Origin of the sequence: Streptosporangium sp. NPDC051023 (assembly GCF_040689595.1) — a bacterium.
In the GTDB taxonomy this organism is placed as follows: Bacteria; Actinomycetota; Actinomycetes; order Streptosporangiales; family Streptosporangiaceae; genus Streptosporangium.
This window is the reverse complement of the sequence record NZ_JBFBCE010000071.1, coordinates 18782-38626: the sequence shown is the minus strand read 5'-3', so window position 1 is coordinate 38626 and position 19845 is coordinate 18782. Positions and strand designations below refer to the sequence as shown.

Sequence of the window (19845 nt, the reverse complement as noted above, 5' to 3'; positions counted from 1 at the left end):
GGATGATCTGGACTACCGGGTTCTCTTCGCGGCGACCAGGGCGAGGGCGGCGGCCACGGCGTCGTGAAGGGTCTCGCAGACCGGCACACCGTGTCGGCGGGCGACGTAGATCAGATAGCGGTTGCGCTCGGGGTTGGGGCAGTCGGGCGGGCAACCGAGCACCGCCCGGCCGGTAGTGACGTCCAGACCGAACTCCACGTTGGTGGTCATTCCCGGGAGGGTCCGCAGGTCGCGGGGAATCCAGAACAGGATCGCTCCGGCGACCGCGCGGGCCTCGGTCTCCCAGTCCACCTGGGTCTCATACCTGTCGGCGCGCTCGCCGTGCCGGGACTCGGGGCTCAGCACGGTGAGCGGCTGGTCGCCGGTCCACTGCGCGGCCAGGGCCGCTGCGGCGGCAGGGCGCCAGGACGGCACGGGGGCACTCTTGTCCGGTGTGGGCCCGGCGAGGAACACGGACAGTCCGACTGGGAGCGGTTCGCGGGCCATGACGAGATTGACGGTCACCGGGCGGCTCCGTTTTGTGCGGCGGCACGGGCGGCGTGCTGCGGGGTCCAAGGCAGCGGCAGGCCGTCGTCGGCCTCCCGGGGCACCACGTGGACGTGAAGGTGGTAGACGGTCTGGGTCGCCGCCTCTCCTTTGGAGGTGATCAGGTTCGCGGCGGGGTGCTCGGCCATCAGCTCGGCGGCGCGGCGCATCACTGTGGCGGTCACGTCCGGGTCGGTGCCGGCGTCCTCGACATGGATTCGCGGCAGGACGAAGACGTGCCCGTCGTTCACGCCGCCGCTGCGCGGGCGGACCGCGAGAGCGTCGGGCCATTCACGGACGATGACGGCCGGGGCTTCCCCGGCGGCAATGGCACAGAAGACGCAGGTCTTCATGTCAGGACTCCTCGGTCCGATCAACAGTGCGGTTCGGTTGGGTCTGCCGGATCGGCAGCCATTCACCAATGATGGTACGGTCACTTAGCATCCCTGTCTAGTTGCCGCAGAAAACACGTGCGAGTCGCCCCGGGGGGCGCTATCCGGCATCGCAGGTCGTGTGGTCACACCCGACGGGTTACCGCAGAAAATCCGGCGTTTTCTGCGACACCTCGACAGGTGAGCTAAGTACCTGTACTTTAGACGCACGGACCGACTCCCCCAGGAGGACGCCATGGAAGTCAGCACCATCCTGCTCCTGCAGATCAAGGAGGGCAGAAATAAGGGCGGCGTAACGCTCCAGATCAACGATTGGGATGTTTCGGGGGGCCTTGACAAGGAGGCGCTCCAGGAGCAGGCCATCCAAGCGACGCTCAACACGCGTGAATACCGCACCCTCGGCTACGCCCGCGAACACGTCGAAGTCAAGGGTTTCTTCGTCACCACTCGCTTTCACCAGCTTTAACCCCGGCCAGGAGGCACTTATGACACTCACTCCGATCGAGCGCACCGACCTACAGCGAGCCTTCCGCGCCGTCGCCAACGGCGGTAGCGACTTCGACCAGGCCCGACGCACCGCCGAGGAGATGCTGCGCATCCTCACGGTCGACCTCCACATCTTCGACGAGGAGACCGCGGGCCGCGTGCTGTGGTTCGCCTCCGGGCTGGTGCGGACCCTCACCGAACGGGGCCACACCCCTCCGCAGATCCACGAGGCGTTCGCCGTCGCTGCCCTCCGGCTGCTCGATGGGAATTTCTAGCCTCGCCTCCCGCTAAGTTGCCGTACATTTCTAATCGCTGACAGGAGAACGCTGGTGAATGCTGACCGATGACCACGATCTGCACGTCCGGGAACCCGGACTACACACTCATCTCTGCGGCCGATATCCCTGAAGGGGCGCTCATCGTCGACAAGTGGGTCTTTGGCCGGGGCGCAGCACTCAGCGTGGCGTTCACCCGCCGCGTCCTGGAGCCTCTGCGCCGCGGCGGCACCTTGCACGACCCCAACTGGGGCGTACGGTGCCGGGGCGATGTCTACCTAGGGCCAGGAGAGCCGCACGCTCTGCCAGTCCTCACTCTTCACCAGAGCTGACCAAGGAGAACTGCATGGCACGAGACAGTCACGAGATCAAAATCGTCCTGAGGCTCGAACCCGGTGAGCACCCTGCCGAGGGAGCGGCCTGGGACGAACTCGTCGCGCGAGTCCGCGCCCTCGTCGCCGAGGCCTCTGCCGATCCACGCCTGGCCGTCCTCGACCTCGACCCCCGATACGACCTGGAGGTGGAGGACGGCCCCTACGGGATCGACCCCCGGGTCCTGAACTTCCGGGAGGGGCAGCAGGTGACCTTCACCAGCTCGGCCACCGACCGCTATGGCACCTTCATCACGCATCCCCCGCGCAGCGGTGTCGCCACTGATGAGCCCCGGCACGGTGAGCACGGCATCATAATCGAGATCCGCACCGGGGGCGGTGCCACCTTCTATGTCCCCCTCGACAGCATCTCGGGCCCGTAGTAAGCCCACCAGATCGGCTTGGCGCGACTACCGCGCCAAGCCGATCATCGTTTAGTGGCGTTCGGATGTGTTCCCGGATGTTCACACTCGTCCACGGCGCTTGGTCGGCGCGGCCAAGGCCCGCGATACTGGACGGGCGGAGTGATATGCGGAACCGCGTAGGCGGTGTGTGCACCGCCGGGGCCGATGGGAGGCAAACCATCGGCCCCACCTTGACTTACGGTAGGTCGGTACGGTGCCCGCTCACACCCCGGAACGCACGCCGTGTTCAACACCTGGCGGTCCGCGACCCGCCGACAACCAAACGGACAGACGGCTCTCCCAGCCACACCTCCTGGTGGCCATCCGCGGTGACGGTGAGTCCGAACTCCTCATGCCCCGGCCGTCCCCGCTCGACCCACCAGCGGTAGGCGTGCTCGACCTCGTCCCACAAGTTGCGCGGCCCGCCCTGGGAGACCTGCGAGGCCGAAGGGTCGTCGGCGTTGAAGTACACCGCCGCCCACGACAGGTCACCCAGGCCGTACAGCCATACCGTCATGGTGCCGCGCGGAGAGCGGCCGTAGGTGTAGACACACTCGGGCATCAGCAGACCGAGCACGAAGTCCACCGCGGCGTAGGAATCATCGGACAAGACGTCGGACTCGGTGAGCGAGGTCGTGGACTCGCGGGTGTCGGCGGGCCAGCCGTCGGGCAGGTAGTCCCGATGCCGGGGCCAGGTGCCGCGCTGGGAACGCATGTGCATGAACCGGGTGGGGCCGACGAAACGCCCGCTGGCGGTGCCATCGTCCTCGACGACCAGCCGCACGAGGGCATTCTGATCGGTGAAGGCCGGCCCCCACGGCATCACGATCACGCCGCCGGGCCGGGCCTGCTCGATCCAGGCCCGCGGAACCTCCCGCACCCCCGCCGTTACGAGAATCCGATCGTAGGGCGCCCGCTCCGGCCAGCCGAGCAGCCCGTCACCGACGACGAGCCACGGATGCCACCCGGCGGAGGCCAGCGCCGTACGCGCCGACGTGGCCACCGCCTCATCGATCTCGATCGAGGCCACGTTGTCCTCACCCAGCCGGGCCGACAACAGGGCCGCGCACCAGCCGGTACCGGTGCCCACCTCCAACGCCCTCGCCCCGTCGAAAACTGACAGCTCCCGGAGCATGTCGAACACCACACCGGGCATCGAACTAGAGCTTGTCGCCAGCTCGCCATGCTCAGGGCCGTCGTGATGGCCGTCGTCCCACTGCGTGGTGAGGGGCACATCCGCCTCAGCCCATCGCAGCCATTCGGCGGGGTCGTCGGCCCTGGAGACCACGATGCGCTGTCCCTCGACGGAGGGCCACATCACCTCGGGTAGGAACAACTCGCGGGGGACGGCGTCGTAGGCGGGGGCCCAGTCCGGGGACATCGCGCCGGAGGCCAGCAGGCGCTCACGCAGACGCCGCCGTCCCGGCCCCAGGCCTGCGGTCATTTCGAGCTGGGCTTCGCGTGCTTACCGTCGTCGGGACGGCCGTCGGACTTCTCCTTCGTCAGCGGCGGCAGCACGAAGTCCTTCTCTTTATCGCCGGGCTTGCCCTGGTGATCTCCCATGTGTCTCCCTTTCCTCGCCGGGCTCCTGACGTGGAGCGTTGTGGGTAAGGCTAGAGATCGACAAGGCGGGGTAGTAGCTGTTCGCGGAATAGGTTCATGCATCCAGTCCCTTTATTCGCCCTTCGCGGCGCGCGGTGCGTTGGGCGTCGAGATCGGCCTGCCACTGGCTGAGGGTCTGGTTCCCCTGGAGGCGCTGGAACCGCGGGATGTTGTTGGCAGGGATGCCGACCGGCGCCGGGCCCAGCACGGCCAGCAGGTCGGAGGCGTCCTGAGAGTGCCACCCGGCGGCGTGGATCGCCTCCTCGTCGGGGAAGACATCGGCGACGCGGTCGCCGTCACGCAGGAGTGCGTCCTCGGTGCCGCCGTAGGAGTAGACCCACTTGAAGTTCGCGGGCGGGTCGGGCTCGACCAGGCGCCGGAACCGCTCGACCTCCTTGGTGTAGCAGTAGAAGTTCACTCCCGGGCAGGAGCGCATGATGCGCAGCCAGGCGGCCAGGTAGCCGTCGGAGAAGAAGTCGCCCGCGTCGTGGACGCGGATCCACCTGCCGGCGAAGCGCGTGCCGTTCAGCTCGGCCGTCATCTGCCGTTCCCAGCCGTCGGGGTCGTCCAAGACGTAGGTGAGGTTGGCGACGTGCCGGGCCCGCACCGAGGGGATGTTGTAGGTGCCGTTGCGGGCGTAGCAGACCCGGGCGCAAACGCCGGCGGCCGGGCAGGTGCGGATCGTACGGCCGTTGGCCAGCCGTGCGGCCAGCGCCGGGATCGACCAGTTCCATACGCCGATGCGTCGTAGATCGGAGTTCTGGGTGAGCAGCCGCTTGGGGCGCGGTGTCTGCTTCGCCGGGTCGGGAGGGGACGGTTCGAGGTCGCGCGAGGTGTCGGTCATCGTGCCCTTTCAGCCCAGAGGTCATCGCGGCCCCGTGGGGCCGGTGTTCTGGGGGTGGCACGGCGCGCCGGTTTCCCGGGGTGCGTGATCGGGGGTCAGCATGGCACCGGCCCGGCGTTAAGAGCGCGCCCTATGTCCTAGGGCTCCAGCACCTCGAGAGAGTGGATCTTGAATCGGGCGGGTAATGCGGTGTTGGCTAACCCTCTAACCGCCGGACACCGGAATCCGTTGACGCTCCCCACTAAGTATCTGTACCTTCACCCGCGAGGCGAAGTAGCTCACTGGAAGAGTGCACCTCTTATAAGGGTGCGGCGTCGGTTCGAGCCCGACCTTCGCCACGGGGGCCGGCCGTACGCTGCGGGCGGTCGGGCCCCTTCCAGGGGCAGGAGGACGCATGGACCTCGCGGAGATGATCGTCGGGCTCGTGGGCGGCATCGTCTCGTGGGTTCTGATCATCTACCTGGCGTGCAGCAAGCAGAGGCGGCTCCGGCGGGCGGCGGACCGGCGACGGGAGACCTACTACCGGAGGTGGTTGCAGGCGCGGCCGACCGACAGCGAGCGGCAGCTGGCCATCGTCACGATCGGGGACGCCCATCGGCTGGGGCGGATCGAGCTGGTCGAGCATGACCGGCGGGTGGCCGCGGTCCTCGCGGCGACGCGGAACGCCGAGGTGCAACGCCAAATCGAAGATCTAGAAGATATTGACCACCCGTAGAACTATCGTGGCGGTCTGTAACGTCTGGCTAGCTCAAATGGGAGAGCGCCCGCTTTAAAACCGGGAGGCCGGGGGTTCGATTCCCCCGCCAGGCACGTGATTGACACCACCACCACGGCGGCCCTGGGGCGTTGGCGTGTCCAGGTCGGCATCGACGGCCTCACCGCCGGCCAGGTAGCGCAGCTTGTCGAGCAGTCGGACCTGGTCCTCACCGGCTTCCTGGGCGATGGGCACCTGTTCGTCGCCGAGCTGGCTGCCGTGTCTGCGCCGGAGGCGGTGAGGCTCCTGGGAGGATGCATCCGGGACGTCGTGGAGGTCGACGTCGCCGACATCGCCACGGTGCTGGTGCAGCGGAGCGCGCGACCGTAGCCCCGCGACTACTCGTGGGCGCCGTCGGGTCCGTCGGCCTGTCCCGGGGAGACGGCCACCATGCCCAGGGCGCCGCCTGCCATCCAGGTCATCTCGACCAGGTCGGCGATGGTCATTTCGGGCTTCATGGGCCCGGGCGGGCCGACCATGAGCAGACACATCCCGGCCTGCAGGGCGGCCTGACACCAAACGGCGCTGGTCATTCTCCCGTCGTAGACCAGGTCCCCGTCGGGGCACGGCCACCTGACGGTGATCTCCTGCTGGTCGCCGATGGCGACGCTCCACTCCCCGCAGGCCGGTTCCAGGACCAGCGTGGCGTGTTCCTCGGGGCCGTCGAGCTTCAGGATCGGCAGGCCGTACCGTTTGACGGTAGGGATCAGGTAGTCCCGGGCGCGGCTGTCATTGGTCGAGACGTACAGGATCGGGCCGGGCAGCCCGGTCTCGCTGCCGTACAGGAGGCCGCGAAACCAGATCTCCGCTGTCTCGGCGAGGTGTGTCATGCCGCCTATCGTCTCAGGCGACGGCCCGGAACAGCCGCCGGATCTTCCACCGGCGGCGGACCTGGAGCGCGCCGACGTCGTGTAGGGCCTCGATGGCGACGCGGGCCCGGTCGGCGTCGCTGACCCGGTCGGTCCACATCTCCTCCAGGGCGCGGGTGACGACGAGCACCGCATCCTCGACGGCGTCAGCCATGGTCGGGTCGGTCGCGCGCTGCCGCACCGCCTCGTCAAAGTGGCGAAACGTCGGGCCGTGGCCGATGACAGGGCGGGGGCAGACGCGGCATTCCAGCAGTCCGGTCGAGTCGTTGACCCACGGGACTGCCACGTGACTGTAGGGCTTGTTCACGTTCATCGCATTCGGACCTCTCGACCCCTGAAACGATCTTATCAAATGCGATGGAAAATGCACCCACATATGGGCTGTCCTGGCTGGTCAGGCCGCTTTCTTGCCCTGCTGCTGGCGCTTGAGGGATGCCTTGAGGGCGCGTAGCTCTCGTACGGCCTCCTGAGGATCCATCGACGGGTCGGAGTGGTAGGCGGCCAGGATCCGCATGACCTGCCGGGCCTGCGTGGTGCAGTCGCGGCGCAGGATCGAGGTGCTGGCGCCGCCTCCCGTGCCGCCGATACCGACGAAGTGGAGGCCGACGCCGGTGCGCCACCGCTGAACCTGGGTGTCGTCAACGCCGAGCTTTTTGCCGATCGCGCCAGCCGAGATTCCCTCCTCCAAGCTGAGGCGCAGAGCCTCCAGGTGGTTGCGGGCGGTCTGCTGAAGGGCCTCCTCGCGGTCCCGGCGCGCGGCGTCCTTATCCCGTTCACGGACCGATCCGGGGAGCAGCTGCCCGGCGTTGTTGTAGCAGGCCAGGGGATGCCACCCCTGGGCACGCGCCTTCCCCGCGCTGATGAGGTCGGGCCCCCAGGTGCCCTCAACGCGTTCCGCCAGGGCGAAGATCTTTTTAGCGTCGGCGGCGTAGATGGTGCTGTAGCACCCCCGGGCCACGCCCCTGACCCAGTGGTAGGTGCGGCCGTAGTACTGGCTCTGCCACTTCGTCCCCCACCCTTGCACCTGCATCGATCGAATGAGCTGGACGATCTTTTGTGTGACCGGCACCCGGCACACCTGCTCCATCACCTGCTCGCGGGTGACAGCCCGGATCTTGCGGTCGCTGGCGAGCCGGATGCTTGGGTAGTTGCCCGCATGGATGGAGGTCACCACGGAGTTGGCGAGTCCGGCGCACTCCGCGATCACCCCGCAGGAGGCACCCGGGACCTTCAGGAGCATGCGCAGGTGCTTGCGGGCTGCGGCGGCGGAGACGATGTGCCTGGGGGATCGGTGCCGGGCCTCGAACTCCTTCGTCTGCCTGAGGTCTGCGACGGCGATCGACTTCAGGGCGTCGGCCGCGTCCCACCGGCAACCAAAGCCGCGGACGATGCGCTGCACGGTGAGCCTGGCGACCCCCGATGCAGTGCAGATCTCCTGGAGACTCCAGCCCGCCTGGAACAGCACCTGCAGGTGATCGCGCACGTCGTCGGCGGGTACGATGGCCGACGGCCAGGGGCGGCCGAGGTGGCGGTTCAGCTCGATCTGCTTGCGGCGTGTGCTCTCCGCTTGCGCGCAGGTCGGTGTGGCGGGGCAGGGGGAGGCGGTCCGGCAGCCGAGGTTGCTGCCCCGGGGGGTGCCGTGCGGGAAGTCGGAGTGGTCGAACTGGCCGTATAGGCGGTAGTTAGGGTTCACGGGGGCTCCTAGGTGTTCTTGGTGAGGTAGGTGGCCTGGGCGGCTTTCTCATCGGCCAGGCCCTGCAGCAGGTGGTGGTAGCCGCCCATCGCGTCGCGCAGGACGGCGGCCATCTGCCGGGCCTGGCCGATGCTGTAGCCGTAGCTGGGGGGCGGGCCGGGCAGGCAGTGGATGGCCGTCCAGGTGTGGTCCTTGGGAGGCGCACCCAACGTGATGGCGGGCCGGGTGAGGTAGATGGCGATCCTGCGCCGCCAGGGCCGCCAGGGCTGCGATCGGGCCTGGGTGACCCCTTCGGTCAGGGCGTCGTACATCTCCGAGACATGCATGAATCGGCTCCCTTTTGCGGGCGGCGCTACATAAACTATCGTACGTCTACTTAGCTTGTTTGGCGAGAGAAACACCTGATCAGAGTGGAACTCCCCATCCCTGGAACCCAGCGATGGCGGGCGCCTGGCGGGTCACTTTGAGGACCGGGTGCCCGTGCGAGAATCCCGGCACGCCGTCCAGGGAGACGGTGGTGCCGGTGACCGTCGTCTGGTTCGCGCCGTTGCCCGTGAGGTCAACGACGGCCTGCGTGGTGGCGTGCTGGTCGAAGACCCACATGCCGCCCGGCGCCAGCGACAACCACGCGGTCAGGCCGCCCGCCAGCGTCTCCACTTCAACGTCGGAGAGGGTCCTGCCGGTCCACGCGGCGGCGGCGGCCATCGTTCCGGCGGCGAAGTCCACTGTTTGCCACTGGCCGAACCGCCACCCGCCGGACGCGCCCGGAGTGGTGGTGCCGTTGGCGAGGGTGGACGCCCCGCTGCTGTGGGTCCACACGCCCGTGCTCAGGACGTACTTGTGATACCTCGGCGCCACGGTCCCGCTCGCTTTGCCGTACGCGATGATGCACCAGCCGTCCGCGACCGAGACGGTCGGACCGTTGCTGGCCCCCGAGTCGTTGCCCCCCTGCATCACGCCGGCAGCGTCCAGCTCCAGCGCCCACGTCACCGCCCCAGCGGAGGTGTAGGTGCCCAACAGGCCCTGCAGCTTCGCGGAATTGATCTTGTAGATGCAGGCCATGGTGCCGAACGCCGTCGCGGAGGAGAACGCCCCGATCGACGCGCGCAGGTTGTCAGAGGTGCCGTTGAACGTACGCGGCATGTCAGGTGGTCTGATACTCGACCGCGACCGTCACGACCTCCATGTCGCCCGCCGCGGTGTCGGACACCGACGCGCCGTCACGCCCCAGGTAGACAACAACGAAGTCACCGGCCGCCAGCCCGTCATCAGTGGACAGGGGCAGACTGATCTCGCCGAGCTTGCCCGCCGTAGTGGCCGGTACGGCGGTGGCCGCCGACACGTTGGCACTGGCGAACGTCTTGGCATCGACGTCGGTGGCATCTCCGACCGTGACGGCCGCGAGACGACCGTTGATGATGACGTTGCCGCTGGTAGCGCCGGTCATTTTGTACTGCACCTTCATGACCGGCGCCGATGCGTAGTCGGCCGGCATCCGGAAGCTCCAGGCCAGCCACTCCAGGTTCGCCGCGTCGAAGTTCGCCTGAAGGAGGTAGACGCCCGGCGCGGTGCCGGACGATTTCGTTCGGACGATGCCCGGGAACAGGTTGCCCGTAGTCCCGTCCGGGAGCACGGCGGCCCCGATCGGCAGTAGAACGGTACCGGTAGCGATGGCACACCCCTCAGACCCGTGGGGGTGGGCACCTCATACCGTGCCGAATAAGGCGAGCTAAGGTCGCGTCCTCAGCCGTCTTCCTGTGCGCGTAGACGCCCGACGCGGCGCCACAACACATAGGCGAAGATCTCGGCCTTTTGCGCGGCCGTCGCCGAGCTGCGGAACCCGACGGGAAGCGCGAGGTTAAAGGAGGCCATGTTGAGCTCGATCCAGTCGTCCGTCGCGGCTACGGCCAAGGTGAGGTCGTCCTTGGTGAAGGTCGTCGTGGTGAGGTTGTCGCGCATCCACTGGGCGGCCACGATGCGGCGCGCGGCGGTTCCGAGTACGGCCATGCTGCTCCTAACAGAGAACCTGGACGGTGAGGTTGGCCCCGGCGACGACGCTGCCGACCTGGTCGACGTCCACGCTGAAATACGAGCCGTCGGCGATCGAGGTGGTCGACATCGCGGTGACCTTGCCGGAGGTGTTGGTGCCGATGGCGATGGTGGGCCGGTTGGCCTGTGTCGCAAAGATCGTCGATCCATCGACGTTGATGTCCACGAGGATTGGCGCCCCGGTGGGGGCGGTGCCGACCGACGCCCGCACCGCCTTGATCGTGAGCGCGTTTCCGGTGTCGTTGTACAGCCTGTAACTGCCGATCATGACCGCGAGCGTGCCCGAGGCAGAGAACGGGAACAGAATGCCCGGCTCCACCAATCTCTCCACCCCGGCGGACGTCCGCGCCCACAACGCCCCGCCGGGCTTGGCGAACAAGCTCACCCACCCCGCCGGCGGGTTCGCCGGGGACGTCTGCTCGGCCAGCTGGAGCGCGCTGCTGAACTTGGGCACTAGGCGTCCTTCGTCTCCAGCTCCTCCGGCCGCCAGCCGATGCCCGAGCAGTGCTGGCACTGCACCAGCCGCCGGGCGGCGGCCAGGCCCCGCAGCCGGTGCGGCTGCGCACGTGGCTCATCCGTCGAGGTGGCGTAGCAGTCCTGCCCCGGCGCGACCAGGCAAGCCGGGCACATGACGTCGAGCGGATTCACCATCGCCATCACGCCCTCGCCTGCACGACGACCCGCAGCGTGCCGGACCCGTATGCGATGTCGGACTTCACGCTGATCGTGTTGCTGTCGACAACGGCCTCGTCCAGGTAGACCCGCGCGCCGCCGGTGATCTCCCGCACGTACACCTGCACGTCGGTGCTGTTCAGGCTGTGGGTGATGTTGGCGGCGACCCCGGCCGTCAGGGCGGGGGCGTCGGCGCTGTAGGCGGTGACGGCGACCAGGTTGGTGCGGGCCGCCGCCGCGGTGGTGGCGTTGGTGCCGCCCTTGGCGATGGGGACCAGGCCCACAGTGAGGTCGTCGGCGTTGACGACGATGCTGCCGTCCGCGGCGCCGACGTTGAACGTCGAGCCCGACAGGGCCAGGCCCGCGCCCGCGCTGTAGGAGGAGCCCGCGGTGTTGTAGACGGTCCAGACCATGCTCCAGGAGCCCGGGGCGCCGCTCGCGACAGAGGTTTGGATGTACTGGCTTCCGGCGTAGGTGCCCTCGCTGACGGCCACGAGCGTGCCGTCCTGGATTTCTCCCGCGGTGTCGGCATCGGTGGTGCGGGTCATGGCGGAGGCGGCGCCGTTGAACTGGTAGATGCCGTTCTGGGTGCCGGTGGACTGTCCGGCGAGCAGGACGCGGTCACCTGCGGTGAGGGTGACGCCGTCGATGGCCGCGCCAGGGGAGGCGATGGTCACGTTGGCCTGGGTCGCCACTCGCACCGGATCCTTGACACCTGCGATGCCCGCCCGCGCCGCGTCCACGTACGCCTTGGTGGCGGCGTCGGTGGACAGCGTCGGGTCGGCCAAGCTCGTGATTTTCTGGCCGTTCAAGATGACGGCCGCCGTCGGCGTGGCCATCTGGTCCAGCCGCGAGGTGCGCACTTGCGTGTCGAAGTTGGAGATCGTGGCCGCGAGCTGAGTTCCGGTGTGGTTCGCCCTGGCCAACGGATCGGTCGCGAGCTTGCTCAGGCTGATCCCGGCCGCGGCGGCGATTTTCGCGTTGGTGATCGTCGAGTCCGGGATGTCGGCGCCGTTCATCCGGACCCACGTCGAGCCATCCCAGTACTTCGGGACCGGCGTGGCGCTGGTGTCGGTCCACTGCTGGCCGTTGCCCGGGGTCGCCGGTGCGGTGCCGCTGGCCTCGGCGATCAGGCCCTTGATCGGGATTCGCTGGGTGTCGATCTGGGCCGCGAACTTGGGCATTCCTCGCCCCTTCTAGGTGGTGACCACGAGGTGGCCCGCCATCGGCCAGGCCCACTCGACTCGGACAGAGGAAGGGGTGGGATAGGAGACGTCGCCCTCGACCAAGGCGCCGCCGGAGTCGTAGCAGTACACGGAGGGAGTGACCGGTACGGCGTGGGCGGCCTCCCACACCGCGGCCGGGGCGGCGAAGGCGGTCGTCTCCTCGACGGCGCCGCCGTGGGGGCCGGGCGGCCCCTGCTCGCCCTGCGGGCCCGTGGGTCCTGGTGGGCCTGCAGGCCCCTGAACGCCGGGGACGGCCAGCTCGATCTCGTGCACGGGTGGGCCCTCGACCACCAGGACGGGACCGCCGTTGTCGACCTCGACCAGGACGGGGCCGTCGTTGTCGACCTCGATCAGAACGGTGCGGGCGAGGTCGACTTCGACCAGGATGGTGCGGGTGAGGTCGACGGTGAGGTGGATGGCGGGCTCGGTCACCGCACCACCTCGCGGTCGAGCGTGACTTCGCCTTTCAAGATCCGCTTGACCTTGCCGGCGGGCGACTCGATCTCGATGGAATAGACGCCGTAGCGCCAGGTCCATCCGCTGGTGGCGCCGTCGTCAATGGAGATCGAAATTGTCCCGGCGGGGCCGTCCACGATGATGCCGCCGGTGGGGCTGGACGTCAGGGAGACCAGCGGCTCGGGGGCGTCCACCGATTCGCGGATCTGCATCCGCACCATGTAGCCGGTGAGGTCGAGGGGGGATCCGGAGCCGCCCTGCTCGCGCAGACGCAGCAAGACGTCGAAGGACTCGCCCTGCTCCATGGAGATGTTCCAGATCGCCGCCGGCACGCAAACACCCCCGGATGGTCCCGTTGGGGGTGGGTCTCCGGGGGTGAGCGTGTCAGCGAGGCGGGGCTAGTGTCGCGCCCTAGGTCAGCGGTTTGGCCTCCCGGCGGGGCCGGTAGGTGCGCGGGGCGGCGCCTCCGTTCACAGCGATTCGGCTGACCATGGCGTCGCTGACACCCGCGGCCTTGCCGATGACGTCTAAGTTGAGGGTCCGGGCGTTGTCGGCCAGCGCCGTAATGAGTTCGTCGCGCGTCTGCCTCGGAAAGCTTTGCCCCCTGCAGAGCTTCCGGAGAGCGTCCAGCGCGAGATCGACGGCCTCATCGGTGGGGTCCTCCTGAAGTCGGGCGATCAGGTTGTCACTGCCGGTGAGGACCTCGATGAGGTCGGTCAGTGCGCGGGCTCGTGCCGGAGGAGTATCCAGCCCGTTTGTGTACGTCAAAATCGCCTCCTAGGCGGTAGAGCCTTGCCGCCCGATAAGGAGTGGGTCGAAATGCCGGAAAGGCGACATAGGGGGTATTTTTATTTTTCGGGGTAAAATGCTAGAAAACGATCGCGGTGCGGACGCTAGCCGGAATGTAGGGAAGGTGTTGCCCTCGGTCGGTGCGCGCGGCTGTGACAGCGGTAATCGTGTCGCACGCTGCCATGACGCCCCTTCGCTCATAGTAGAAATATCAAATAACGCAAGCCGAAACCGGCCATTCGGCCTGTTTGGTGACACGGGGAAGGGGTGCGCCGAGGGCGCGTTGCCCGATCCAGGAACAACGTGCGCGCCGCACCTGAATTATGTCCGACCCTTTATCGAAGGTTGACGGTTCAAGGCGTACATCACTATTTACAGTCCGGGCACTTAGCTATAGTTTACTGCCTGACCTTCGCGAATCGCTGTAGGCACGCCTCACGTCACCTCCGCCTCCCATGACGTTCTCCACGTCACCGCCCCCACCATGCCATCAACGACCAGCCCCTTTTCCTCCTGAAAGGCCCGGGCGGTCCGCTCCGACGCTCGCCCGTAGATTCCGTCCACGTCGATGGACCACCCGCGGGCACGCATCTGCCGCTGCCACCGGCGCACGTCGTTGCCCTCCATGAGCGGGGTGGCCAGGCGCAGCACGCGGCCGGGCCAGGTCGGCGCCGTTACCGTCTCCTCCTCAGCGGGAGGCTCGGCGTCCCCGAGGTACGTGTGTACCAGCGCCAGGAAGATGCCCCACGGGAAGTTGGGGCCCGGGTCGGTGTGGTCGCTGCGCTGGTAGACCTCCGAGACATCGACGTGGCTGGTGATCCCCCGGAGGCCAGCCCGTAGCTCGGCGCGCGTCAGTTGCCGCGGCGGCAGATCATGCAACCGGCACCACTCGGCGACCTGCTGGGCCCCCTGGTCCAGCGCCCCCCGGGAGTACTCATCCAGCCACTGCTCGCGGCTCTGGCGCATGTAGCCCGCCAGTTCGAGCTGCAACCCGTCGGCATTGGCCCCCGGCGCAGCCCAAGCGGTGTACACATCCGGCACGCACCGGACGCGGGAGTTGTTATCGGCGCAGACGTGCGCCGACGCCTTCGTGTCGGTGGAGGCGAAGTACTGCGCGACGTTTTCCGCGGTGAGCGGCCCCTCGGGGGCCTCCATGTCGTGAATGACGATCAGGCGGATGCGCTCGATCCGACTAGGGGTGAACCAACGGGCGGTGATGGTACGCATGCCGCCGACGGTGCATAACGGCATGGGCTACCGTCGCGCCCTTGAAACGGGGCGACAGCAGCCCATGAAAAGCGGAATTGATCTTTACCGTAAGTTTGCCGACGAGCTACTTGATCTCCAAATCCTTGGCCGACCGTGGAGCCTTCACCGGCTCCCCCAACGCCTCACGGATGGCGGCCACGGCCGAGGCCGGATCCTCCTCCGAGCACAGCCTGCGGATCTCCTCCAGAAGACCCGCGTTCCCCGTTTCCTGATCGTTCATGGCCCCCCCAGGGCAGGCGAGATCCGATAAGGCGTAGACATCGGCCAGCGCGGCGAGCCAGGCGCGAAACACCACGCTGCGGTCGTCCACGTAGGCCAGAGCGGGCACCTTGCGGTTGGTGACCAGCACCTCCCCCGGCCTCCATCGCCTCACCCGCTCCCCGAGCGGCTCGACGACCGCGCTGATGCCGGTTCGGGACCGGATCCAGGAGGCGACCCCGATGACGTCCAGGCGAGCGGTGAAGATCACCACCATGAAGTCGCGCATGAGGGCGTGCAGGGCCTCGACGGCGCCGGGCACCAGGTCGCCGTAGATGCTGCCGTCCTGGTAGCCGTGCAGGTAGTCGTGCACGACGCGGTCGAAGTCGACGGCCACGGTGTGCCGAAAGCGGCCGGCGGACATCAGCAGCCCCCGGCGGCGATTTCCTGGGCCCGGAGGACCGCCGCGGCGCACACCAGGCAGACGTCGCCGTCCCAGGCCGAAAGCAGCCGGTAGCGGGCGCTGTAGGCGCCGCACATCCAGCGGACCATGGCCCCGACCAACTGGCCGCCCTCCCAGGCGGTGTAGACCGCGTCGACCAGGTGCACCAGCCGAGCCCGGCGGTGCGTCGAGGTGCCGAAGGGCCAGGTGCGGGTCGACCGGTAGACCGTCCGGCCGTAGGCGGTGCACACGCAACCCGGCCGACGACAGCCGCGGCGTTTCCTGCGCCGCCCGTCGAAAGCGGCGGTGAAGGCCCACCGGGTCTCGCGGTCCATGACCGCGCTGCGCCCGCTCATGGACCGCCCCCGAGCAGGCGCCGCCAGGTCGTAGCCAGACGGTCGGCGTGGAGCCAGGCCGGACGCTCGTCCTCGTCCCGCTGGGTCCACACCACCAGCTCGCAGGTGTTGCAGGTCTCGAACCAGGCGTCGCAGTGGTGCGGGTCGTGGTAGCCGCGAATCCAGCAGTAGGGCCGCCACAGGACCGCCAGAGCGGGGTCGCGGTCGGTCATGGCGCGCCACAGACGGCGCCGAAGTGATCGGGCAGGCATGCCGACCACATTCGGGCACCGTCCCTGCTATGGTCGCGTCCTGCTCAGGGGCACGCCTGGCCGCAGTTGCCATGCTCGGGGGCGTCCCGGCCGCCGATGAACGTCACGCCGGCCAGGCGGTGATCGGCGTAGTCACAGGCGGCGAGCATGGCCATGGCCATGGCGATGCGGCGGGTGGCGGCGATGCGGGTGGCGTCGAAGTCGCTGGGGTGAAACGCGCCCGGCGTGGTGACGTACACGACGTCAGGCGTCGAACCGCTGTCGATGACGCGGATGGTCCAGTTCGAGGCGGGATGCCAGACAGGGCCGGGAAGGCGGTGGTCGTCCGGGTTGACATGGTCGGGGGTCGGGCGGCCGGTGGTGTCGATGTGGGCGAGCAGGCCGGAGACGTGACGACGTAGTTCGGCCATCATCTGCAGCGGGTCGGTCAGGGTGGGGGCGTTCAGGGTCGCGATGAACGTCTCCCACTCCGCGGCGGTCGCCACCACGGCGCCGCCGCCTGCTTCGCTGTCGGTGGTGTTGCGGATCGTGACGTCCCCGGTCATGGGGTCCTGGCTGTACTCAAGGCCCATCGGGGTTCTCCCGGGTGTCGGCCCATTGGCGGGGCATTGCATCACCGCCGCTCGAACAGGGCGAGGTGGACATCGCCGAGGACGTCCCAGTTGACGTGCCCGGAGCTGGCGTCCGCCGCCCGCCACCCATCGCGCAGGGCGCGGAGGAAGAGTTCGTCGCCGGCGCACGGGTCGCGCCGGAACTCGGTGCACACGATGATGTGGTCGCCGGTGTAGGCGGTGAGGGCGTCCATGGCCATGGAGGAGACGGCGGTGCCCATCGGCGGCCACAGGATCATCAGGGCGGCGTCACCAGCCTGTGCGGCGGCCTCGGGCGCCGACGTCTGCTGGACGGGGACGAACGTGCGGTGTTCCTCCGGCGGGCTGATGTCGCTCGCCTCCACGACCACGCCGAGCTGGCCGAGCTGCCATGCCCAGTAGCCGAGACCGGCGCCGACCTCTACTACCGGGCGGCCGTCGAGGACCTGGACGATCCAGGCCAGGGCGCGAGGGGCGGGGATGAGGTAGGCGAAGCGGTCGATGAGCTGGGTGCGCCAGGTGCCGTACTCCGGCAGCACCTCGATGCCGCCGCCGTAGGGGCGCTGGGTGTCGGCGTAGGTCGGCAGGCGGCGGGCGATCTCCCACATGGGGTTGATCGTGGTGGGCTCCTGGTCGGCCTGCTCGATCAGCGGGACGCCGTGGTAATAGCCCTGCACGCCGTAGGCGAGCATGCGGCGCTCGGTGAGGCGGTAGGCGTCCAGGGCAAGGCGGGCGGCCTCGTGCCAGGACAGTGTGCCGTCCTCGGTGGGCGGGATCATGGGAGGCGGCAGGGTGATCGTCATTCCGTTTCCTCCGTGGTGGGGTGTGCCGCGCGGCTTTCGCGGAGTCCGGCCAGGCGGCCCTGCAAGTGAGCGTCGGTGACCCGGCGCTCGGCGATGGCCCAGCAGAAAGCGATCACCGCCGTGATGCACCAGGGCAGGGCGAGGTCGTCGAACAGGGTCGGGATGTAGCGGAGGGTGTAGTAGGTGAGCGCGAAGGCGTAGCCGGATGCGATCACGACGATGACGCGGGAGGTGTAGTAGAGGACGGCGTTGAAGCGCTCGACCTTGGCCGCCGGGTTCTTCATCGGTCCGTCGCCCGCGCTGCGCTGACAGGGGGCGTAGAGGACGGCCTGGTCGGCGTCCCCGGCGAGGTGCTCGCGGGGTCCCGAAACTGGGTGGCCTTGATTTCGTGCGCTTTGTGGGCCATACGAGGCGCCCTCCGAGGGATTATCGACGCAGCAACCGTACATGTACTTAGTCATTTGGGATGGTGGAACACTGACGTTCACCCGCGCCGCCCTCCTGGCCCTGCGGGTGGTCGGCGCGTTCGAGGAGGACGAGCCCGACCCCGATGGCGCCGAGCGTCATCGCCAGGAAGCCGATAGCGGCCAGGATGATGTCGTCGATCCATACGGCGACAGCCAGGGCCGTCCCGCCACTCAACAGCAGGATTCGTGCGAGCAGTTCGACCGTGCGCGACAGGAGCGTGCGGCCCGGATGTGCGCTCCTCCAGCCCATCGCTGTCCTCCCGGTTGCGCCATGGTGTCTCGCCTATGGTGGCGCAGCGGCCCGGAGACCTCACGGGGACACGGCGGGGAAAGGCGTGCGGGGCGGGCTTTCGCCCGCCCCGCGAGGGATCAGATCCAGCTGATTCCGGCAGCCATCAGACACACTCTCCCGGTCATCGCATTCAACTCAGCGCCACTCTATGAGGCTCCTACTTAGCGCGAGAGGAGTTTGGTCGAAATCGCGCTGCCCACGACGCTAGGCGGCGGCGTCGGCGTGGAGGGCGCCGTCGGCGTAGAGGCGGAGGGTGACCAGCGTCTCCTCGCGACGGTTGATCAGCTCCTCCATAGCCGACCGGTAGGCCGCGGCGGCGGCCAGGTAGCCGGCGAGGTACTCGGCGGCGTGCTGGTGCGTCTCGGCGCGGCGGATGGCGAGGCCGAGGATGACGTCGGTCATCGGCTGCTCGCTGTTGTGGGCGTAGCCGGTGAGGACACGCAGGAGACCGGTGTAGCGGCGGGCGTCCTCCCGGGCCTGGGCGGCAACGGCGCGGAGATCGTCGGAGGTGGGGGTGGTGTCGACGGTGGTCATGGTCATCTCCTTGGGTGTGGCGCGAGGCGGCTCGCTCATACCGCTCGCGCCATTGAATGTACGCCTACTTAGCATAAGGTCACTGATGGACCGCGAACAAGGACCCCTGCACTCCAACCGGTACGGCGACTCCGGCGGGGTAGATGCCCTCCAGGTACTCCCGCACCCGCTCGCGCCAGGGGATCTCCATGGCCGTCGCGAGGACGGCTGCGGCGACCGGCGGAGCGACCACGTCGGCGATCTGAAGAAACCTCTTCGACCGGCTTCCCTGCCACGGGTGATCGGCCGGGAAGCCGTTCAACAGCCCGGCCTCGGACTCGGTGAGTTGCCGCCCGTCGGACACCCGCCGCCACGACCGCGCCTTCTCCGTGAGACACCAGGCGGGCCGGTCCGCGCTGAACTCGTTGCCGCCGGACGTCCTGCGCTGGCCGCGCGTGTTGATCCTCTCCCCCGACGGCCAGCCGAGCGCCATGGCCATGCTGATCGGCGGAAGCAGAGGCTCGGCGGCGGCCAGGTGAACCGTCGGGGGATCGATAAGACCGCAGCTCCAGTGCTCGCGTACCGGCAGATCGGCGATGAGGTCGGGGGTGTGGTGGCGGGTGGCGAGGAGGAAGGCGCGGCTACGGCGCGACGGTAGGCCCAGGTCCTCGCCGTGCACGGTCACCACGTGGCAGGACCGGTATCCGGCAATGGCCAGCTCCGCGGCCATCTCCATCCAGACGGGGCGGGCGGCGGGAACCTGCTCGGCGACGACCCACCGCACGTTCGGCATGCGGAGCGCGAAGCGCAGATTCTCCAGGATCAGGGCGGTGCGCGGGTCGCGGACCCGGTCGTAGGCCGTGGCGTAGTCGTCGTCGCTACGGAGGCCAACCTCGCTGTCCCCCAGGCTGCAGATGCCGGTGCTGATGATCTCGGGATCGTTGCCGGTCACCCCGGTCCGCTTACCGCCCCGGCTGAAGGTCGGGCATGGGGAGGAAATGATCGCCATTCGCGTGTCGCGGAAGTCCGCGGGGTTCAGTGAGCGCACGTCGGCCTGGGTGCGTAGAAACCCGGCCGCGCGGGCGGTGGCGCAGGCGTCGGCGTCGATGTCGAAGCCGTACACGTCGGGAAAGCTCAGGATCCAGGCGGCCATGTCCCAGCCGCCGGGCCCGGCGAACAGGTCGGCGATGAGTCGTTCGGTGCTGCGGCTCATGGTTCATCTCCTGCCAGTCAATGCGGGGGGATGGCCCCCGCATT

At 68.4% G+C, this 19845-nt stretch carries 33 protein-coding genes and 2 tRNA genes; 7 read left to right on the top strand and 28 right to left on the bottom strand.

Going from position 1 to position 19845, the window contains the following annotated elements; all coding sequences use genetic code 11:
• Window positions 1–12 precede the first annotated feature (12 nt).
• Complete coding sequence (locus AB0395_RS35125) at window positions 13–504, bottom strand: nucleoside 2-deoxyribosyltransferase domain-containing protein (protein WP_366288396.1); 492 nt, start codon at window positions 502–504, stop codon at window positions 13–15.
• Window positions 501–878: an HIT domain-containing protein gene (locus AB0395_RS35120; RefSeq protein WP_366288394.1), complete on the bottom strand. Its 378-nt coding sequence runs from the start codon at window positions 876–878 to the stop codon at window positions 501–503. The genes AB0395_RS35125 and AB0395_RS35120 overlap by 4 nt, the downstream gene beginning before the upstream one ends.
• Before the next feature lie 274 nt (window positions 879–1152).
• On the opposite strand from AB0395_RS35120, the gene AB0395_RS35115 reads away from it, so the two are divergent.
• The 3 genes from AB0395_RS35115 (at window position 1153) to AB0395_RS35105 (ending at window position 2432) form a co-directional block, all read left to right on the top strand.
• Entirely contained in the window at window positions 1153–1383 is a 231-nt protein-coding gene (locus AB0395_RS35115; protein ID WP_366288392.1) for a hypothetical protein, read from the top strand.
• A 19-nt stretch (window positions 1384–1402) separates the two neighbouring features.
• Window positions 1403–1678, top strand: coding sequence for a hypothetical protein (locus AB0395_RS35110; protein ID WP_366288390.1), 276 nt, complete (start codon window positions 1403–1405; stop codon window positions 1676–1678).
• Between the two features lie 346 nt (window positions 1679–2024).
• Window positions 2025–2432 carry a hypothetical protein gene (locus AB0395_RS35105; RefSeq protein WP_366288388.1) on the top strand — a complete coding sequence of 136 codons (408 nt, stop codon included), beginning with the start codon at window positions 2025–2027 and terminating at the stop codon, window positions 2430–2432.
• Between the two features lie 268 nt (window positions 2433–2700).
• Here the strand turns inward: AB0395_RS35105 and AB0395_RS35100 are convergent, their stop codons facing one another.
• From AB0395_RS35100 to AB0395_RS35090, 3 genes are all read right to left on the bottom strand, one after another.
• Window positions 2701–3897 (bottom strand): protein-L-isoaspartate(D-aspartate) O-methyltransferase, encoded by a 1197-nt coding sequence (locus AB0395_RS35100; RefSeq protein WP_366288386.1) that lies wholly within the window; start codon window positions 3895–3897, stop codon window positions 2701–2703.
• A complete protein-coding gene (locus tag AB0395_RS35095; RefSeq protein WP_366288384.1) occupies window positions 3894–4016 on the bottom strand; it encodes a hypothetical protein in 123 nt (40 codons plus the stop codon). The genes AB0395_RS35100 and AB0395_RS35095 overlap by 4 nt, the downstream gene beginning before the upstream one ends.
• Before the next feature lie 94 nt (window positions 4017–4110).
• Complete coding sequence (locus tag AB0395_RS35090; protein ID WP_366288382.1) at window positions 4111–4899, bottom strand: hypothetical protein; 789 nt, start codon at window positions 4897–4899, stop codon at window positions 4111–4113.
• Between the two features lie 267 nt (window positions 4900–5166).
• Here AB0395_RS35090 and AB0395_RS35085 point away from each other — a divergent pair.
• From AB0395_RS35085 to AB0395_RS35070, 4 genes are all read left to right on the top strand, one after another.
• Window positions 5167–5237: transfer RNA gene (locus AB0395_RS35085), tRNA-Ile, on the top strand.
• Between the two features lie 56 nt (window positions 5238–5293).
• Window positions 5294–5614: a DUF1707 domain-containing protein gene (locus AB0395_RS35080; protein WP_366288380.1), complete on the top strand. Its 321-nt coding sequence runs from the start codon at window positions 5294–5296 to the stop codon at window positions 5612–5614.
• Window positions 5615–5636: 22 nt separating this feature from the next.
• Window positions 5637–5709, top strand: a tRNA-Leu gene (locus AB0395_RS35075).
• A 1-nt stretch (window position 5710) separates the two neighbouring features.
• Complete coding sequence (locus AB0395_RS35070; protein WP_366288378.1) at window positions 5711–5983, top strand: hypothetical protein; 273 nt, start codon at window positions 5711–5713, stop codon at window positions 5981–5983.
• Between the two features lie 8 nt (window positions 5984–5991).
• Here the strand turns inward: AB0395_RS35070 and AB0395_RS35065 are convergent, their stop codons facing one another.
• From AB0395_RS35065 to AB0395_RS34955, 23 genes are all read right to left on the bottom strand, one after another.
• A complete protein-coding gene (locus AB0395_RS35065) occupies window positions 5992–6483 on the bottom strand; it encodes a hypothetical protein (protein WP_366288376.1) in 492 nt (163 codons plus the stop codon).
• Between the two features lie 13 nt (window positions 6484–6496).
• Window positions 6497–6835, bottom strand: coding sequence for a hypothetical protein (locus tag AB0395_RS35060; RefSeq protein WP_366288374.1), 339 nt, complete (start codon window positions 6833–6835; stop codon window positions 6497–6499).
• Window positions 6836–6916: 81 nt separating this feature from the next.
• Window positions 6917–8215, bottom strand: a complete 1299-nt coding sequence (locus AB0395_RS35055; protein WP_366288372.1) for a hypothetical protein — start codon at window positions 8213–8215, stop codon at window positions 6917–6919.
• Window positions 8216–8223: 8 nt separating this feature from the next.
• On the bottom strand, window positions 8224–8541 hold the full coding sequence (locus AB0395_RS35050) for a hypothetical protein (RefSeq protein WP_366288370.1): 318 nt from the start codon (window positions 8539–8541) through the stop codon (window positions 8224–8226).
• A gap of 79 nt (window positions 8542–8620) precedes the next feature.
• The gene (locus AB0395_RS35045; protein WP_366288368.1) at window positions 8621–9358 is read right to left on the bottom strand and encodes a hypothetical protein; all 738 of its coding nucleotides are present in this window, start codon (window positions 9356–9358) and stop codon (window positions 8621–8623) included.
• Window position 9359: 1 nt separating this feature from the next.
• Window positions 9360–9848 carry a hypothetical protein gene (locus AB0395_RS35040; protein WP_366288366.1) on the bottom strand — a complete coding sequence of 163 codons (489 nt, stop codon included), beginning with the start codon at window positions 9846–9848 and terminating at the stop codon, window positions 9360–9362.
• 110 nt (window positions 9849–9958) lie between these two features.
• Window positions 9959–10222, bottom strand: a complete 264-nt coding sequence (locus AB0395_RS35035) for a hypothetical protein (RefSeq protein ID WP_366288364.1) — start codon at window positions 10220–10222, stop codon at window positions 9959–9961.
• A gap of 7 nt (window positions 10223–10229) precedes the next feature.
• A complete protein-coding gene (locus tag AB0395_RS35030; protein ID WP_366288362.1) occupies window positions 10230–10718 on the bottom strand; it encodes a hypothetical protein in 489 nt (162 codons plus the stop codon).
• The gene (locus AB0395_RS35025) at window positions 10718–10921 is read right to left on the bottom strand and encodes a hypothetical protein (protein WP_366288360.1); all 204 of its coding nucleotides are present in this window, start codon (window positions 10919–10921) and stop codon (window positions 10718–10720) included. Before AB0395_RS35025 ends, AB0395_RS35030 begins: the two co-directional genes overlap by 1 nt.
• The gene (locus AB0395_RS35020) at window positions 10921–12120 is read right to left on the bottom strand and encodes a hypothetical protein (RefSeq protein ID WP_366288358.1); all 1200 of its coding nucleotides are present in this window, start codon (window positions 12118–12120) and stop codon (window positions 10921–10923) included. The genes AB0395_RS35025 and AB0395_RS35020 overlap by 1 nt, the downstream gene beginning before the upstream one ends.
• A 12-nt stretch (window positions 12121–12132) precedes the next feature.
• Entirely contained in the window at window positions 12133–12594 is a 462-nt protein-coding gene (locus AB0395_RS35015; protein WP_366288356.1) for a hypothetical protein, read from the bottom strand.
• Window positions 12591–12950 (bottom strand): hypothetical protein, encoded by a 360-nt coding sequence (locus AB0395_RS35010; RefSeq protein ID WP_366288354.1) that lies wholly within the window; start codon window positions 12948–12950, stop codon window positions 12591–12593. The genes AB0395_RS35015 and AB0395_RS35010 overlap by 4 nt, the downstream gene beginning before the upstream one ends.
• A gap of 79 nt (window positions 12951–13029) precedes the next feature.
• A complete protein-coding gene (locus AB0395_RS35005) occupies window positions 13030–13386 on the bottom strand; it encodes a hypothetical protein (protein ID WP_366288352.1) in 357 nt (118 codons plus the stop codon).
• A gap of 456 nt (window positions 13387–13842) precedes the next feature.
• A complete protein-coding gene (locus AB0395_RS35000; RefSeq protein ID WP_366288350.1) occupies window positions 13843–14634 on the bottom strand; it encodes a peptidoglycan-binding domain-containing protein in 792 nt (263 codons plus the stop codon).
• A 106-nt stretch (window positions 14635–14740) separates the two neighbouring features.
• Complete coding sequence (locus tag AB0395_RS34995; RefSeq protein ID WP_366288348.1) at window positions 14741–15298, bottom strand: hypothetical protein; 558 nt, start codon at window positions 15296–15298, stop codon at window positions 14741–14743.
• Window positions 15298–15672 (bottom strand): hypothetical protein, encoded by a 375-nt coding sequence (locus tag AB0395_RS34990; RefSeq protein ID WP_366288346.1) that lies wholly within the window; start codon window positions 15670–15672, stop codon window positions 15298–15300. The genes AB0395_RS34995 and AB0395_RS34990 overlap by 1 nt, the downstream gene beginning before the upstream one ends.
• Entirely contained in the window at window positions 15669–15923 is a 255-nt protein-coding gene (locus AB0395_RS34985; protein WP_366288344.1) for a hypothetical protein, read from the bottom strand. The genes AB0395_RS34990 and AB0395_RS34985 overlap by 4 nt, the downstream gene beginning before the upstream one ends.
• 44 nt (window positions 15924–15967) lie before the next feature.
• Window positions 15968–16495, bottom strand: a complete 528-nt coding sequence (locus tag AB0395_RS34980) for a hypothetical protein (protein ID WP_366288342.1) — start codon at window positions 16493–16495, stop codon at window positions 15968–15970.
• Between the two features lie 41 nt (window positions 16496–16536).
• Window positions 16537–17316, bottom strand: coding sequence for a hypothetical protein (locus AB0395_RS34975; protein ID WP_366288340.1), 780 nt, complete (start codon window positions 17314–17316; stop codon window positions 16537–16539).
• Window positions 17313–17600 (bottom strand): hypothetical protein, encoded by a 288-nt coding sequence (locus AB0395_RS34970; protein WP_366288338.1) that lies wholly within the window; start codon window positions 17598–17600, stop codon window positions 17313–17315. Before AB0395_RS34970 ends, AB0395_RS34975 begins: the two co-directional genes overlap by 4 nt.
• Before the next feature lie 169 nt (window positions 17601–17769).
• Window positions 17770–18033: a hypothetical protein gene (locus tag AB0395_RS34965; RefSeq protein ID WP_366288336.1), complete on the bottom strand. Its 264-nt coding sequence runs from the start codon at window positions 18031–18033 to the stop codon at window positions 17770–17772.
• A gap of 246 nt (window positions 18034–18279) precedes the next feature.
• Window positions 18280–18609, bottom strand: a complete 330-nt coding sequence (locus AB0395_RS34960) for a hypothetical protein (RefSeq protein ID WP_366288334.1) — start codon at window positions 18607–18609, stop codon at window positions 18280–18282.
• Between the two features lie 79 nt (window positions 18610–18688).
• Window positions 18689–19801, bottom strand: coding sequence for a DNA cytosine methyltransferase (locus tag AB0395_RS34955; RefSeq protein WP_366288332.1), 1113 nt, complete (start codon window positions 19799–19801; stop codon window positions 18689–18691).
• Window positions 19802–19845: the final 44 nt, after the last annotated feature.

Excerpts from the sequence above, each read along its gene's own strand:
- AB0395_RS35120 (WP_366288394.1), bottom strand. The coding sequence starts at position 878 with ATGAAGACCTGCGTCTTCTGTGCCATTGCCGCCGGGGAAGCCCCGGCC.
- AB0395_RS35115 (WP_366288392.1), top strand. The coding sequence starts at position 1,153 with ATGGAAGTCAGCACCATCCTGCTCCTGCAGATCAAGGAGGGCAGAAAT.
- AB0395_RS35110 (WP_366288390.1), top strand. The coding sequence starts at position 1,403 with ATGACACTCACTCCGATCGAGCGCACCGACCTACAGCGAGCCTTCCGC.
- AB0395_RS35105 (WP_366288388.1), top strand. The coding sequence starts at position 2,025 with ATGGCACGAGACAGTCACGAGATCAAAATCGTCCTGAGGCTCGAACCC.
- AB0395_RS35100 (WP_366288386.1), bottom strand. The coding sequence starts at position 3,897 with ATGACCGCAGGCCTGGGGCCGGGACGGCGGCGTCTGCGTGAGCGCCTG.
- AB0395_RS35095 (WP_366288384.1), bottom strand. The coding sequence starts at position 4,016 with ATGGGAGATCACCAGGGCAAGCCCGGCGATAAAGAGAAGGACTTCGTG.
- AB0395_RS35090 (WP_366288382.1), bottom strand. The coding sequence starts at position 4,899 with ATGACCGACACCTCGCGCGACCTCGAACCGTCCCCTCCCGACCCGGCG.
- AB0395_RS35080 (WP_366288380.1), top strand. The coding sequence starts at position 5,294 with ATGGACCTCGCGGAGATGATCGTCGGGCTCGTGGGCGGCATCGTCTCG.
- AB0395_RS35065 (WP_366288376.1), bottom strand. The coding sequence starts at position 6,483 with ATGACACACCTCGCCGAGACAGCGGAGATCTGGTTTCGCGGCCTCCTG.
- AB0395_RS35060 (WP_366288374.1), bottom strand. The coding sequence starts at position 6,835 with ATGAACGTGAACAAGCCCTACAGTCACGTGGCAGTCCCGTGGGTCAAC.
- AB0395_RS35050 (WP_366288370.1), bottom strand. The coding sequence starts at position 8,541 with ATGCATGTCTCGGAGATGTACGACGCCCTGACCGAAGGGGTCACCCAG.
- AB0395_RS35045 (WP_366288368.1), bottom strand. The coding sequence starts at position 9,358 with ATGCCGCGTACGTTCAACGGCACCTCTGACAACCTGCGCGCGTCGATC.
- AB0395_RS35035 (WP_366288364.1), bottom strand. The coding sequence starts at position 10,222 with ATGGCCGTACTCGGAACCGCCGCGCGCCGCATCGTGGCCGCCCAGTGG.
- AB0395_RS35025 (WP_366288360.1), bottom strand. The coding sequence starts at position 10,921 with ATGGCGATGGTGAATCCGCTCGACGTCATGTGCCCGGCTTGCCTGGTC.
- AB0395_RS35020 (WP_366288358.1), bottom strand. The coding sequence starts at position 12,120 with ATGCCCAAGTTCGCGGCCCAGATCGACACCCAGCGAATCCCGATCAAG.
- AB0395_RS35000 (WP_366288350.1), bottom strand. The coding sequence starts at position 14,634 with ATGCGTACCATCACCGCCCGTTGGTTCACCCCTAGTCGGATCGAGCGC.
- AB0395_RS34995 (WP_366288348.1), bottom strand. The coding sequence starts at position 15,298 with ATGTCCGCCGGCCGCTTTCGGCACACCGTGGCCGTCGACTTCGACCGC.
- AB0395_RS34990 (WP_366288346.1), bottom strand. The coding sequence starts at position 15,672 with ATGAGCGGGCGCAGCGCGGTCATGGACCGCGAGACCCGGTGGGCCTTC.
- AB0395_RS34985 (WP_366288344.1), bottom strand. The coding sequence starts at position 15,923 with ATGCCTGCCCGATCACTTCGGCGCCGTCTGTGGCGCGCCATGACCGAC.
- AB0395_RS34980 (WP_366288342.1), bottom strand. The coding sequence starts at position 16,495 with ATGGGCCTTGAGTACAGCCAGGACCCCATGACCGGGGACGTCACGATC.
- AB0395_RS34975 (WP_366288340.1), bottom strand. The coding sequence starts at position 17,316 with ATGACGATCACCCTGCCGCCTCCCATGATCCCGCCCACCGAGGACGGC.
- AB0395_RS34970 (WP_366288338.1), bottom strand. The coding sequence starts at position 17,600 with ATGAAGAACCCGGCGGCCAAGGTCGAGCGCTTCAACGCCGTCCTCTAC.
- AB0395_RS34965 (WP_366288336.1), bottom strand. The coding sequence starts at position 18,033 with ATGGGCTGGAGGAGCGCACATCCGGGCCGCACGCTCCTGTCGCGCACG.
- AB0395_RS34960 (WP_366288334.1), bottom strand. The coding sequence starts at position 18,609 with ATGACCACCGTCGACACCACCCCCACCTCCGACGATCTCCGCGCCGTT.
- AB0395_RS34955 (WP_366288332.1), bottom strand. The coding sequence starts at position 19,801 with ATGAGCCGCAGCACCGAACGACTCATCGCCGACCTGTTCGCCGGGCCC.